Origin of the sequence: Streptomyces sp. KL116D, assembly GCF_030766975.1 — a bacterium.
In the GTDB taxonomy this organism is placed as follows: domain Bacteria; phylum Actinomycetota; class Actinomycetes; order Streptomycetales; family Streptomycetaceae; genus Streptomyces; species Streptomyces longispororuber_A.
Genome location: NZ_JASERH010000136.1, coordinates 681,913 through 694,601 on the forward strand (window position 1 = coordinate 681,913; position 12,689 = coordinate 694,601).

The following is a 12,689-nucleotide window of genomic DNA, read 5'->3' on the forward strand; positions in this document are numbered from 1 at the left end:
GGCGAGCGCGAGCTGGGGCGTCGGCTCGTCCGAAACGGTCACCCCCGGTTCGGTGGTGCACGAAGGATGACGACTACGAGCAGCATGAAGTGGCGTGGCGCGAGCGGCCGTTGGGTTCGGCGAGGATGCGCTGCCGACGGACATGCTTACACCATGCGCATCAGCAGGACCAGATCTGACGCAAAATGCGTCGATCGGTTGGGGCAGTTCCAGGGAGTGAACCCGTCCCTCACGGATCCATCGGCCCGGTGCATCACGGGCTCTGCCGCAGGTCGGGAGCCTCGGTGCGCAACCTGCCCAGCCCCCCGCCGCACCACGCACCAATGAATCAACATGATTCTGTGTGAAGAATATTGTCCAAGCGACGCTCTCCGTGCACAATGCGTATCGCCGCGACGTCAGCGGCTCTCTTGAATCGTTTTTCCTCACGCTCCCGCCCCATCGCAGCCATGCGGTCACCGGGGCACACCTGCGCGACGAGAGGAGGGGGCATGGCTTTCCAACTGCCCACGGACGGCTGCCTGTTGTTCCAGGGCGACAGCATCACGGCCGCGAAACGCGACCCCGGCGACAGCTCCGACCTGGGCCACGGCTTCGTCAGCCGCATCGCCCACACCCTGGCCGGTACCCGTCCGGACCTGCGCGTCGTCAACCGCGGCATCAGCGGCGACCGCGCCGCGGATCTGGCCCGGCGCTGGCAGGAGGACACCCTCGCGCAGCGCCCGGACCTGGTGTCGGTCCTGGTCGGCGTGAACGACACGTGGCGCCGCTTCGACCGCGACGACCCCACCTCGACCGACGCGTACGAACGCTCGTACCGCGACGTCCTGGCACGTTCCACGAAGCAGGGCAGCCTGCTGGTCCTGGTGGAGCCCTTCCTGATACCCGTACGGGCGCAGCAGTGGGCCTGGCGCGAGGACCTCGACCGGCGCATCACCGTGGTGCGGCGCCTGGCCGAGGAGTTCGACGCGCAGCTGCTCGCCGCTGACGGCCTGCTCAACCAGGCCGCCCGCACACACGGCGACCCGTCGGCCCTCACCTCGGACGGCATCCACCTGACCGAGACCGGGCACGACGTCCTCGCCACGGCCTGGCTGGCCCTGACCACCTCGTCATGAAACCGCCGGCCCCACACCGTCCGCCGGAGCGATCCGGCCCCTCCCGGCCCGTCGCACCGGTCCGGGGAACTCCCCATCATTCGAAGGAGCATCGGTTGTCCTCGCGTCTTCGGGCCGCTGTCGTCCTGGGTCCCGCGCTCAGAGGCGAAGTGTTCGGCCCGGCCCAATGGGAAGAACTCGCGGGCCTGGTCGACGTCGTGGCCGACTGCCACGACGGTCAGGCCCTGGCCCTGCACCCGCGACGCGCCGAGATCGACGTTCTCATCACGTCCTGGGGCATGCCCCGCCTGACCGAGGACCTCCTGCGCGAACTGCCGTCGCTGAGGGTCGTGGTCCACGCAGCGGGATCCGTCCGCAAGATCGTCAGTGATGCGGTCTGGGCCCGCGGGATCGTCGTGGTCTCGGCCGCCGACGCCAACAACGAACCGGTGGCCGAGTACGTCTACGCCCAGACCGTCCTCGCGCTCAAGGACGTGCACCGACGGTCCCACCGCATCAAGTCCGAGACCGGGCTCCCGCCCCTCGATCACATCCCTGGCATCTACCGGCAGACCGTGGGACTGATCTCCTTCGGGTCCGTGGCCCGCAAGACGGCCGCGCTGCTGCGCCGGCTGGAGGCGGACGTCATCGCCTGGGACCCCTTCGTCACCGACGAGGCCTTCGGTGCCGCGCAGGTGGAGCGGGCGGCGAGCATCGACGAACTGTTCCGCCGGGCCCAAGTGCTCAGCGTGCACACCCCGTTGATCCCGGGCCGCACGGAGAGGCTGATCACCGAGGACCTGCTGCGCCTGCTGCCGCGGAACGCCACGCTGATCAACACCGCACGCGGTGCGGTGCTCGACGAGGACGGACTCATTCGCGTACTGCAGCAGCGCCCCGACCTGTACGCCGTGCTCGATGTGACCACCGTGGAACCCCTGCCGGCCTCTTCCCTCCTGTACGCGCTGCCCAACGTGATGCTCACCGGTCACGTCGCCGGCACGGTCGGCGGCGAACGGCGTGGGATGGGCCGTCTGGTGATCGCCGAACTCCGCCGCATCAGCGGGGGATCGGCTCCCCTGCACTCCGTGTCCTCACAGGCCCTGCTGCTGCGCGCCTGACCCGTCCGGGCCGGTCCGCACCACCGGACCGGCACCACCCGCCCGCACCACACTCAAACGTTTCCGTCCCGTCCGACATCCCTTCACAGCCGAGGAGGCTCCGTGGCACACCTGCTGCGCGAGCGCCCCGGAAGAACGGCACAAGGTCGTCCTTCCCCGCCAGCGTCCGGCGCTCGAACCAAGCGACACCACCCTCGCAGCAGGCGCAGCCTCGTGCTGTCCCTGCTCATGTTCGGCACCTTCACCTACTTCCTGGTCTTCCACTACGGGGCCCTCGTCGGCAACGTCATCGCCTTCAAGGACTACGTGCCGTTCGACGGCATCTGGGGCAGCCCCTGGGTCGGCCTCGACAACTTCCAACGGATGCTCCAGGACGGCGACTTCTGGCACTCGGTGATCAACACCATGCTGATCGCCGTGCTCCAGCTGGTCTTCTACTTCCCGGTCCCGCTGGCCCTCGCCCTGCTGCTGCACAGCCTCACGTGGGGCACCGTCCGCCGGTTCGTCCAGTCGGTCGCCTACCTGCCGCACTTCGTGTCGTGGGTGATCGTCGTCGCCCTGTTCCAGCAGGTGCTCGGCGACACCGGGATGGTGAACGGGTTCCTCGGCGACGCGGGTCTGCACACCGTCGACATCGTCGGCAATCCCGACGCCTTCAAACCGCTCGTCGTCGCCCAGGTGATCTGGAAGGACGCCGGCTGGGGCACCATCATCTTCCTCGCCGCCCTCTCCCAGGTCGACGAGCAGCAGTACGAGGCCGCCGCCATCGACGGCGCGGGCCCCTGGCGGCGCTTCTGGCACGTCACCCTGCCCTCGATCCGCCCCGTGGTCGTGCTGCTGCTGATCATGCGGCTCGGCGACATCCTCTCCGTCGGCTTCGAGCAGATGCTGCTGCAGCGCGACGCGGTCGGCCCGCAGGCCGCCGAGATCATCGACACGTTCGTCTACTACCAGGGCATCGTCGGCGGCGACTACGGATACGCCGCGGCGGCCGGACTCTTCAAGGGCCTCATCGGGGCCGCACTCGTCTACGCGGCCAACAAGGTGGCCCACCGTCTCGGGGAGCAGGGGGTCTACAGATGAGCACGCAAGCACGCCCCGGCTGGATGGAGAAGCCCAGGCCCGTCACGCAGGCGGGCAAGGTGGTCGCCCTCGTCGCCGTCGTCGCGCTGGTGTGCGTCCCCTTCCTGACCATCGTGGCGACCTCACTCGCGTCCCCGCGCGAAGTGGTGGCCAACGGCGGCTGGGTCCTGTGGCCGCAACACCCCACCCTGGACGCGTACCGCGACATCCTCGACGGCGGCATCGTCACCCACGCACTCGGCGTCAGCGTCGGCGTCACCCTGATCGGTACGCTGCTCAGCCTCGCCGCCACGGTGTTCCTGGCCTACGCGCTGTCCCGCCCCCAGGTCTACGGCCGCAAGCCGATCCTGCTGCTGGTCCTGTTCACCTTCCTGTTCCCGCCCGGCATGATCCCCAGCTTCCTCGTGGTCAAGGAGCTGGGCCTGCTGGACAGTTACGCCTCGCTGGTCCTGCCCGTGCTGGTCAACGTCTTCAACCTCGTCGTCCTGCGCGGCTTCTTCCAGGGCATCCCCGAGGAGCTGTACGAAGCCGCCCGTCTCGACGGCGCCGGCGACCTGCGCGTCCTGTTCAGCATCGTGCTCCCGCTGTCGAAGGCCGCCCTCGCCGTGGTCGGCCTGTTCTACGCGGTGGCGTACTGGAACTCCTGGTTCTACGCCTCGCTGTACATGGAGAGCGACCACTGGCCGCTCCAACAGGTGCTGCGCACCTACGTGGTGGCCGGTGAGGGACTGACCGACACCACCACCGGCGAGGGCACGGTCAACGCCCCGCAGACCGTGCAGATGGCCGTCCTGGTGCTCGCCACCGCCCCCATCCTGCTGGTCTACCCCTTCCTTCAGAAGTACTTCACCAAGGGCGTGCTCACCGGCGCCATCAAGAGCTGAACCCCACCTTCCTCCGTACGAGCCGCTCGAAAGGTCGATCAGTCATGCCCGGAATATCGCGGAGAACCGTCCTGCGCACCGTGGCCGTCGCGGGAGCCGCGGCCGCCGCCTCCCCGCTGCTCACCGCCTGCTCCGACTCCTCGGGAGGCGGGGACGTCACCAACGCGGGAAAGAAGCAGGCCCCTTGGCCCGCGTACAAGGCACCCGCCGGTGCCAAGCCGGACCTCGCCCCGACCGAGGCGGGCGTCCAGGCCGGGTACACGCGCTACCCCTCCGACCTGGCCACGGCGGTCAAGCGCACCCCGGGCGACGGCAGCACGATCAGGGTCATGTCCGTCACCTTCGGTACTCCCCCGAAGGCCGCGGCCCAGAACCAGTACTGGAAGGCCGTCGAGAAGGCCCTCGGCATCAAGATCGAGTACACGGTCATCCCGCAGGCCGACTACCAGAAGAAGATGGCCACGGTCATGGCCGGTGACGCGGACAGGCTGCCGGACATCATCAACATGTTCTCCGGCTACACCCTGCCGCGCGAGCAGCAGTTCGTGCAGACACGCGCCCAGGACCTCACGCCCTACCTGTCCGGCGACGCGGTCGGTGACTACCCCAATCTGGCGGGCATCCCCACCCACGCCTGGCGCGACATGGGCCGCATCGGCGGGCAGATCTACGGCATCCCGCTCGAACGTCCGGTGACCGGATCGACCCTCTGGGTCAACCAGGGCATGTTCGAGGACGCCGGCATGAAGGACGGCTGGACCGACGACGACTTCGCCGCCGTCGCCAAGAAGGCCACGCACGGCAAGACGTACGCGCTGGGCGCGGCCGTCGGCTCCAACTTCTGCAACGGCGTCCACTCCGCCGCCCACCGCGCCCCGCAGGGCTGGGCCGTCGACAAGAGCGGCGCCTTCCACGCTCAACTACACCGACGAGCGGTACCGGCAGGCCGTCGCCTACCAGGTCAGCTGCGCAAGAACGCTCGTACCACCCGGACGCGACGTCCCTGTCCTCCCCGACCTCAACACGCTGTTCCTCAACATGGCACGGTCGGCTCGATGCAGAACGGCTTCGGCGCGTACACGACAGCTGTACCCGGACACGAAGGGACTGCTGACGCCGGCACCTGCGCTGCCCTACGCGGTCGACGGCACGCCCGGAGGCCACGTCGCGGCCCGCCGTTCCTTCGGTACACCATCCTGAAGAAGGCCAGAAGGAGCGCATCCAGATGCTGCTGCGCGTCCTCGACTACCTGGCGTCACCCTTCGGCACGAAGGAGTGGGAGCTGATGCAGTTCGGTGTCGAGGGCGTCCGCCTGCGACCGGGCGAAGGACGGTTCCCCGGAGCGCACCAGGCTCGGTGAGGTGGAGAACATCACCAGCCTGCCCTTCCGCGCTATGCTGGCCGAGGGACCGCAGGTGCGCTGTTCGTGCCGGGGCGCCGAAGCGGTCCGGGCGCTGCACGCCTGGCCGCAGAAGGTCGTCGGTGACCATTCGCACGACGCCTCGTTCGGTCTCGTCTCGCGCACCCCTCTCTCGTCTCCCAGGGCGCCACGCTGCGGGCCCTGATGGACTGACGCCGTCACGGCGGTGATCGCCAGGTCGGTCCTCCATGTCCGACCTCGACGCGGCGGTGAAGAAGTGGCGCTCCCGCGGAGGCGACAAGATCGCCGAGGAACTCGCCAAGGAGCAGGCTGCCAACAGCTGACGTTGCGATGGCCCCGGTCGGGCGCTGGTTCCCGGAGATGGCGCCCGCCGGACGGAAGTTGACCTTGGTATGTGGAGCAGCGAGCAGCTCGGCCTGGACGCCTACACCTCAGTCACCTCGGATACGAGGGCGACCGGGCCCCACCCTCACCACGCTGCGGGCCTGCAGCGCGCCTCATGTGCTGACCCTGCGGTGGGACACCCTCGACAGTTTCCTGCATGCCCGCGAGGTGCGCCTCGACCTGCCCTCGGTGCGGGACAGAAGCTGATCCGCCGTGGCCGGGGCGGCTGCTGTACGAGCACACCGTGCTCTTCGCCGCCGCGCTGGAGAAACTCGGGTTCCGCTTCACCGCCGTCTCGGGCCGGGTCCAGCTGGGTGCGGACTCCACCAGCGTCCGGCGACGCACGCCATGCTGATCGTCGGCCTGGACGGCACCCGCTGGCTGGTCGACATCGGCTTCGGCGCCAGCCCCTGGAGCCCATCGAGCTCGTGGACGGCGCCCGCAGCGACGCCGGTCCGTGGCCGTTGCCTGCTCCGCCGCCAGGTCATCACCCACGGCGCTCGCCGGGCTGGGCGGTCCTCCAGCGCGGGGAGAGGCGAGAAGCCCGACGGCTGGACGGTGCGCCAGGTCGTCACCGAGACCGCGGTACCCCATCGACTACACCCTCGGAAAGCCGCTCCGTCGCCACCCACGACCGCTCTTCGTGCATCGCTACATCCAGCGGCTGACGACTGAGCGGCACGACACCCTGGACACCCTCCTCTGGACGCCGAACGCCCGGAGCCAGGACCCGTGTCCGAGACGATCCGCCCCACGACGCACCGAAACTCCTCGCGCCGACGTCGCTCGCCATCCACCTCGATCACGGAGGCCGAACTCCTGGTCTCGCAGGCTCACGGAACTCGCCGCTGCCTCTGCAGCCCACGCTCGTAGCCACTGTCCCGCCCCGGTACGTCCGCCGGGAACGAGCCGTCAGCCGCCACCAGTCCCCTGGGTCCTCCATGGCTCTGACGCGAGATAGTCCTCCAGCCCGTTCGCCGCCCTACGAACGCCCGTCCTCTCGTGGTCCCAGACGAACACGCTCCTCACGCTCTGGGATCACTGACGAAGGCGAACTGGTCTCCGCCACCGTTGTCCCCGAAGAACATCAGCGGCTCGAAGGGCATGCGAGAGCTCGGCGAGAGTCCGCCGAGGTACGGAGGACGCGTTCTCCTTACGCCATCCGTTCGGCGCTCCACACCACGTCGGTTCCGCAGTGCGCGCACTCCGTCGCACTCGCGGAGCAGGAGCGCGAGATCCGCGGGCAGCGGCTGCCCAGCTTGCACGCTCGGCCTCGGCCAAGGCCCCGCTGGTCGCAGGCTCGGCGAGTTCCGCGTCCGCCGACAGTTCCAGGATCAGTTCGCGCCACATCGGGCGAGCATCTCAGGAGCACTGAAGATCACGACAACCCGGCCGTTCCGCAGGGCGTCGCCGTATTACGAATTTGAGGTCGAATGACCCAGGGAGACCACGATCGGGTCGGTGACGATGCGAGCCCGTGCCCAGCCAGCGGTCCATCAGCGAGGCAGAGAGCTCGCGGAGGCGAAGCTCGGGGATTCCCGTCCGCCGGGAGCAGATGGCCGCGGTGGCCAGCATCTACCGGGCCGCGTCCGCCGTGCGTCAGCATCTGGAGGGCGCTCGGTGCTGCGCGGGTCGGATCTCACCTGGACCGCGTTCGTGCCGTGCTGTGGGTGGTCTGGGTGTGGGGCGAGTCGGAGACCCGGCACGTCGCCGAGAGGCGGGCATCTCCAAGGGCACGCTGACCGGCGTGGCCCGCACGCTGGTGTCGCGCGCGGGCTGTTGCGCCGGGCCGGTCATCCGACCGACGGACGGCTCGTGTTGCTGGCCTGACAGCGGACGAGGGCTGAGGACTTCATGCGCGAGGTGTTCCCCGCGTTCAACGGCGAGGAAGCGTTCGTGACGTCCCGGCTGAGCGACGACGGGTGCCGTGGTCTCGCCGACGGGTTGCGCAAGGTGGTGCTCCAGGTCGAGGAGGACGGCGAGGAGCGCCGTCAGTCGCTTCTGCTCCTCAACGGCGAGGCGCCGACGCCGCGCCGGAGCGGGCGTCAGCTCGAGCTGAGCCCTGCTGGACGTCAGAGGGTGCCGCCGCCCGTACCAGCGCGTCGACGAGGCGCTGCTGGGCGATCCTCGTGCGCGGTGTCTTCCGGTGCCACTGCACCGCTACAAAGCAGGGCACGGGCGTCGGCGAGTTCGACCGCCTCGATCGTTTCGTCGGCGGCCCGGGCGGTGACGATGCAGGCCCTCCCCAGGCGGTCCGCGTGCTGAGTGGTGGTAGCAGCGCTTCGGTCTTGTCGGTCGCGGTGATGCGGGCCGGGGCCGAGCCGGGGGCGAGTGTGCCCAGGCGGGATGCCGGACGTGCCGGTGTTCGCGGCGCGAGGCCGCCCATGTCCTGGTGGAGGGTGCCGCCCAGGACGGTGTTGACCACTTGCAGTCCGCGCGGCAGATCGCCAGGAGCGGGAGTCCGCCCGCCAGTGCCTGGCGGGCGACGCTTCGAGTCGAACGCACGCGTCCTGCAGGTCGTCGACGTCGTGAGACCGCCATCGATGGGCGTCCGGTGCTCCGTAGCGGTGCGGTGCGGGGTGCTCGCCGCCGAGCAGGACGCCGTCGAAGCGACAGGCGAGGCAGGCGGCGGCGACGTCGCTGTCGGCCGGGTCGGTGGGGTGGATGGTGGCCGGTTCTGCTACCGCCCGCCCGCCAGACGGCCTCGATCAGCGCGCGGGCGTTGACGCCTCTGCGGCGCAGCGCAGGGCGGAGGTGGCGCGGAGAAGCGGGCGGATCGCGATGAGGGCGCGGGCCGTCGTCGTCACAGCTGGATCCAGGTCGTCTTCGGTTCCACATGTGCCGCGCCTCCAGGGCGTGGGCGGACTCGTCGCGTCCGTTGCCACGGCTGCTTCATGCCGCCGAAGGGGACGGTGAGTCACGCCCTCCTCGTAGCGGATTGACCCAGACCGTGCCGGCCTTGAGGGCGCGAGACCTGGAATGGGCGGTCGACAGGTCGGAGGTCCACAGGCCGGCTGGCGAGGCCGTACTCGGTCGCGTTGGCGAGGGCGACGGCCTCGTCGAGGTCGTCGAAGGTGAGCACGGACAGGACGGGGCCGAAGATCTCCTCGCGGGCGAGGCGGCTGTCGGGGGCGACGTGATCGAAGACGGTGGGTTCGAGGTAGACGCCGCCGGTGTCGGTGAGTGCGCGCTCCGCCGGTGCGGATGCGGGCGCCAAAGTCAGTCTCCGCCCGCGCGGACGTGCGGGAAGTCGAGGACGCGGGCGAGGTGACTCTCGCCCGCGAGTGGCGCCCATCTCGGTGGCCGGGTCGAGGGGTCGCCGACGCGCAGCGGCGCGGGCGCGGGCCACGGCGGCTTCGGTGACCTGTTCGGCGACGGAGGCGTGCACGAGGAGGCGGGAGGGCGCGGTGCACATCTCGCCCTGGTTGAAGAAGATGCCCCAGGCGAGCGGTGGCGAAGCGGCCTTCTCCAGGTCGGGGGCGTCGGGAAGCGATGATGCCGGTGACTTGCCGCCGAGTTCGGAAATGCCAGACCCGCTGAGGTTGGAGTCGGCGGCGTAGTGCAGGAAGTGGCGGCCGACGGCGGTAAGGAGCCGGTGAAGGCCAGGACGTCGACGTCGGGGTGCAGGGCGCCGAGGGCGCGGCCGGTCACGGGTCCGGTGCCGTTAGACGACGTTGAGGACGCCCGGCGGGAGGCCGTGGCCTCCAGGAGCGATGCGGCCCAGGAGGAGCGCGACAGGGAGCGAGTTCTCGGACGGCTTGAGTACGACGGTGCAGCCTGCGGCCCGGTGCGGGGGCGACCTTCCAGCCCGCCAGGGTCAGCGGGAGGTTCCAGGGCACGAGCTTCGCGCCGACGACGCCGGCGGGCTCGCGGGTCGACGAGGGCGAGGGCGTCGTGCGTGTGCGGGAGGGACTCGTCGGTGAGTTTGTCGGCGAGCTGGCCGTACCAGCGGAACGTGCTGATGACGGCCCGCAGTTCGATGTCGTGGGCGTCGGTGATGGGCTTGCCCATTTCGAGGCTGACGGTGAGGGCCAGTTCGGCGGTGTGCGTCGAGGAGTTCGGCGACCCGGATCAGGGTGCGGCCGCGGTCCGCGGGTGCCGTAATGCGGGGCCAGGGGCCGTGGTCGAAAGCGCGGCGTGCGGCGGCGACGGCGGCGTTCACCTCGGCTTCGCCGCCGTCGGCGACCGAGGCGAGCTTCCGGCCGTCGCGCGGTGAGATCGCGGTGAACTCGCCCCCGCCTCCGGCCTCTTCGGCACACGTCGATCAGGTGGGCGCCGGACGGCTGGAGACGCCTTGGCCCGCTGGAGCCGGCGCGTCGTGGTGGCGGTCATGCGTGGTCCTCCAGGGAACGGAGCCAGAGAAGGGAAGTCGGGGGCGGGCCGGTCCGCCGCTCGGCTCGCGTGCGAGTTCCGCGTGCCGAGGGACGCGAGCCGTACGACGCGAGCCGAGCGGTGAGCGGGTCAGCCGCCGGTGGGAGCGGTGGTGCTTCGGCGCCGGAGCCGTTGGTTGAGCACGCCGAGAGGGCGAGGACGACGGGGACGCTGAGCACCAGCCAGATCGCGGTGCCGCCTCGCCGCCGATCAGGGTGGTGAAGTTGGCGAGATCAGCCAGATCGCACCGGCGATGCCGAGCGCGCCGAGCAGGGGCGCGATCAGGGTGTTCCAGACCCGCTGGTCGACGCGGCGACGGCGGAAGAACACGATGAGCCCGACACCGAGGTCAGCAGGTAGAGCAGCATCATCGCGAGCACGGCGAGGCCGCTGAACCAGGAGAGAGGGTGAGGACGGGGTCCTTGCCGGCCAGGGCGAACGGCACGACGAGGAGCACGGCGATCACGGTCTGGACGCAGCCGGCCGTCCACGGCGAGTGCCGGGCGTTGAGGCGGCACAGCCGGGCGGGGAGCTGTCCGTCGCGGACCGAGGGCGAACAGGTAGCGGTTGGCGGAGTTGTGGAAGGTGAGGATGCCGGCGAACAGGGAGGTGGCGAGCAGGATCGGCAGGACGTCGTTGACCCAGCCGCCGAACTGGTCGGCGATCGGGGCGAAGACGAAGCCCGAAGAGTCTCCGGAGGCCAGGGCGGCGCCCGCCGCGCGGAGTGCTCCTTGGAGGCTCCGTAGGCCGAGATCGGCATCCAGGAGGTGAGGGCGAAGAATCCGGTGACGACGACGACCGAGAGGTAGGTCGCGCGGGCACGGTCTTCTTGGGTTCCTTGGCTCCTCGCCGTAGATGGCGGTGGCCTCGAAGCCGAGACATCGAAGCTCGGCGAACATCACCGCGACGCCAGCGCCCTGCAGCGCGGCCGACGGGAGAAGCTGTCGGCGGCGCCGAGCCTCGGGCCGCCGCCCTTGATGAGGGTGACCAGGCCGAAGACGAGCAGGATGCTGAACTCGGCGAGAGCACGAAGACGGCGAGCACCTTGGCGCCCATCTCGATGCCCATGGCTGCCCAGTGCCTGCACCACGGCCATGGTCACCAGAGTGTAGACCCACCAGGGCAGGTCGAGGGGTAGTGGTCGGCGACGAGGGCGGCGACGGTGGCGCCGTAGAGCCCGTACATCGCGGCCTGGATGACGCGAGTAGGCGAACAGGGCGACGCTGGCGCTGCCGGCGCCGGCGCGGTGCGGCCGAGTCCGGTGCGATGTAGGTGTAGAAGGCTCCGGCGTCGACGACGTGGCGGCCCATGGCGACCAAGCCGACGGAGAAGAGGAGGATCACGGCTCCGGCCGGCACGTAGGCGGCCGGGGTGCCGGATCCGTTGCCGGTGGCGATCGAGATCGGGACGGCTCCGGCGATGCCGGTGAGCGGGGCCTGACCCGACGAGCACGAAGAAGAGGATGCCCAGAACGCCGAGGGCGTTGGGTTTGAGCGTGGCTGCAGTGGGGGCGTCCCGTACGGTCCGCTCCGCGGAAACCGTCTGACTGTCCACTCGGATCACCTGCCAGGGAGAGAGAAGGATCGTTTCAGGCCAAACGAGTTGCCTCATCGTCGGGCCGAACGCTATCCGTTTGACAGGGGGTGAGGGCAGCGAGATCCCGCGGGAACGGGACGGGAGTTCCCGCGACGACCACGCTGCGTGCGCGGCGGCGACCCGGCGGCGATGTGCCGGAGGTGTTCAGTCGGTGTCCGGGTCCTCGGACAGCCGCTCCAGCGAGACCCCTGAGCTCGGCGAGTGCCTCTTCGGTGACCTCGCGCTCACCGAAGGCCAGCTGGTGCAGGACCGAGGCCCTCCAGCGCGGCGAACACGAGCCGCGAGCATGCCGCGGCTCACCGGCCACGGTCCAGGATGCGGGTCAGCTCCCGCGCGCGCTGGCCCCGAAGTACTCCTCGTACAGGCTGCGCAGCTGTGCGGCAGGAGTTCGGGGCGTCGGCGCGCCTCCGGCGGCAACTCGTGCTGGAACGCCTGGAGTTCGGGCCCGGAGTCGACCATGTCACACCGAGCGGCGGCGAAGTCGGCGGGCTTGCCCGTGCCGATCTCCAGGGCGCTGCTGTTCAGCGAGGAGTGGATGGCGTGGCTGACCGCCTCCTCGGTCAGCGCGTCGCGCGAACCGAAGTGGTGCACGTACGAGCCGTGGGTGACCCCGGCCTCTGGGCGACGGCCCGGTAGGTGAGGCTGCGCAGACCGCCGCGGGCCACCACGCGGACCGCGGCGTCCAGCAGGGCGGCCCGGCCACGTGCCGTAGTTCGTGACGCGCGCTTGCGGGAGCGGCAGGTGCGCGGCGGGCTCGACGGGGTCGGTCATG

The 12,689-nt window shown here is 70.1% G+C and carries 10 protein-coding genes and 3 pseudogenes; 8 read left to right on the forward strand and 5 right to left on the reverse strand.

Features of this window, described 5'->3' with window-relative positions; all coding sequences use genetic code 11:
* The first annotated feature begins 491 nt into the window (after positions 1-491).
* The 8 genes and pseudogenes from RBJ77_RS51685 to RBJ77_RS51720 form a co-directional block, all read left to right on the forward strand.
* Positions 492-1,118, forward strand: coding sequence for an SGNH/GDSL hydrolase family protein (locus RBJ77_RS51685; protein WP_372351318.1), 627 nt, complete (start codon positions 492-494; stop codon positions 1,116-1,118).
* A gap of 95 nt (positions 1,119-1,213) precedes the next feature.
* Positions 1,214-2,218 (forward strand): hydroxyacid dehydrogenase, encoded by a 1,005-nt coding sequence (locus RBJ77_RS51690; RefSeq protein ID WP_372351319.1) that lies wholly within the window; start codon positions 1,214-1,216, stop codon positions 2,216-2,218.
* Positions 2,219-2,446: 228 nt separating this feature from the next.
* The gene (locus tag RBJ77_RS51695; RefSeq protein ID WP_255975683.1) at positions 2,447-3,301 is read left to right on the forward strand and encodes a sugar ABC transporter permease; all 855 of its coding nucleotides are present in this window, start codon (positions 2,447-2,449) and stop codon (positions 3,299-3,301) included.
* Positions 3,298-4,185 carry a carbohydrate ABC transporter permease gene (locus RBJ77_RS51700; RefSeq protein WP_255975667.1) on the forward strand — a complete coding sequence of 296 codons (888 nt, stop codon included), beginning with the start codon at positions 3,298-3,300 and terminating at the stop codon, positions 4,183-4,185. The genes RBJ77_RS51695 and RBJ77_RS51700 overlap by 4 nt, the downstream gene beginning before the upstream one ends.
* Before the next feature lie 44 nt (positions 4,186-4,229).
* A complete protein-coding gene (locus RBJ77_RS51705) occupies positions 4,230-5,471 on the forward strand; it encodes an extracellular solute-binding protein (RefSeq protein WP_372351320.1) in 1,242 nt (413 codons plus the stop codon).
* A gap of 636 nt (positions 5,472-6,107) precedes the next feature.
* Positions 6,108-6,305: a hypothetical protein gene (locus tag RBJ77_RS51710; RefSeq protein ID WP_372351321.1), complete on the forward strand. Its 198-nt coding sequence runs from the start codon at positions 6,108-6,110 to the stop codon at positions 6,303-6,305.
* Positions 6,299-6,625, forward strand: coding sequence for a hypothetical protein (locus RBJ77_RS51715; protein WP_372351322.1), 327 nt, complete (start codon positions 6,299-6,301; stop codon positions 6,623-6,625). Before RBJ77_RS51710 ends, RBJ77_RS51715 begins: the two co-directional genes overlap by 7 nt.
* A gap of 802 nt (positions 6,626-7,427) precedes the next feature.
* Positions 7,428-7,999 (forward strand): annotated as a pseudogene (locus RBJ77_RS51720) (MarR family winged helix-turn-helix transcriptional regulator); the annotation flags it as partial.
* Between the two features lie 868 nt (positions 8,000-8,867).
* On the opposite strand, the pseudogene RBJ77_RS51725 reads toward RBJ77_RS51720, so the two are convergent.
* From RBJ77_RS51725 to RBJ77_RS51745, 5 genes and pseudogenes are all read right to left on the reverse strand, one after another.
* Positions 8,868-9,677 (reverse strand): annotated as a pseudogene (locus RBJ77_RS51725) (aldehyde dehydrogenase family protein); the annotation flags it as partial.
* A gap of 212 nt (positions 9,678-9,889) precedes the next feature.
* A pseudogene (locus RBJ77_RS51730) lies at positions 9,890-10,169 on the reverse strand (aldehyde dehydrogenase family protein); the annotation flags it as partial.
* A gap of 433 nt (positions 10,170-10,602) precedes the next feature.
* Entirely contained in the window at positions 10,603-11,220 is a 618-nt protein-coding gene (locus RBJ77_RS51735; protein ID WP_372351323.1) for a hypothetical protein, read from the reverse strand.
* Positions 11,220-11,417, reverse strand: coding sequence for a hypothetical protein (locus tag RBJ77_RS51740; protein WP_372351324.1), 198 nt, complete (start codon positions 11,415-11,417; stop codon positions 11,220-11,222). The genes RBJ77_RS51735 and RBJ77_RS51740 overlap by 1 nt, the downstream gene beginning before the upstream one ends.
* Before the next feature lie 644 nt (positions 11,418-12,061).
* The gene (locus RBJ77_RS51745) at positions 12,062-12,688 is read right to left on the reverse strand and encodes a TetR/AcrR family transcriptional regulator (RefSeq protein WP_372351325.1); all 627 of its coding nucleotides are present in this window, start codon (positions 12,686-12,688) and stop codon (positions 12,062-12,064) included.
* Between the last annotated feature and the right edge of the window lies 1 nt (position 12,689).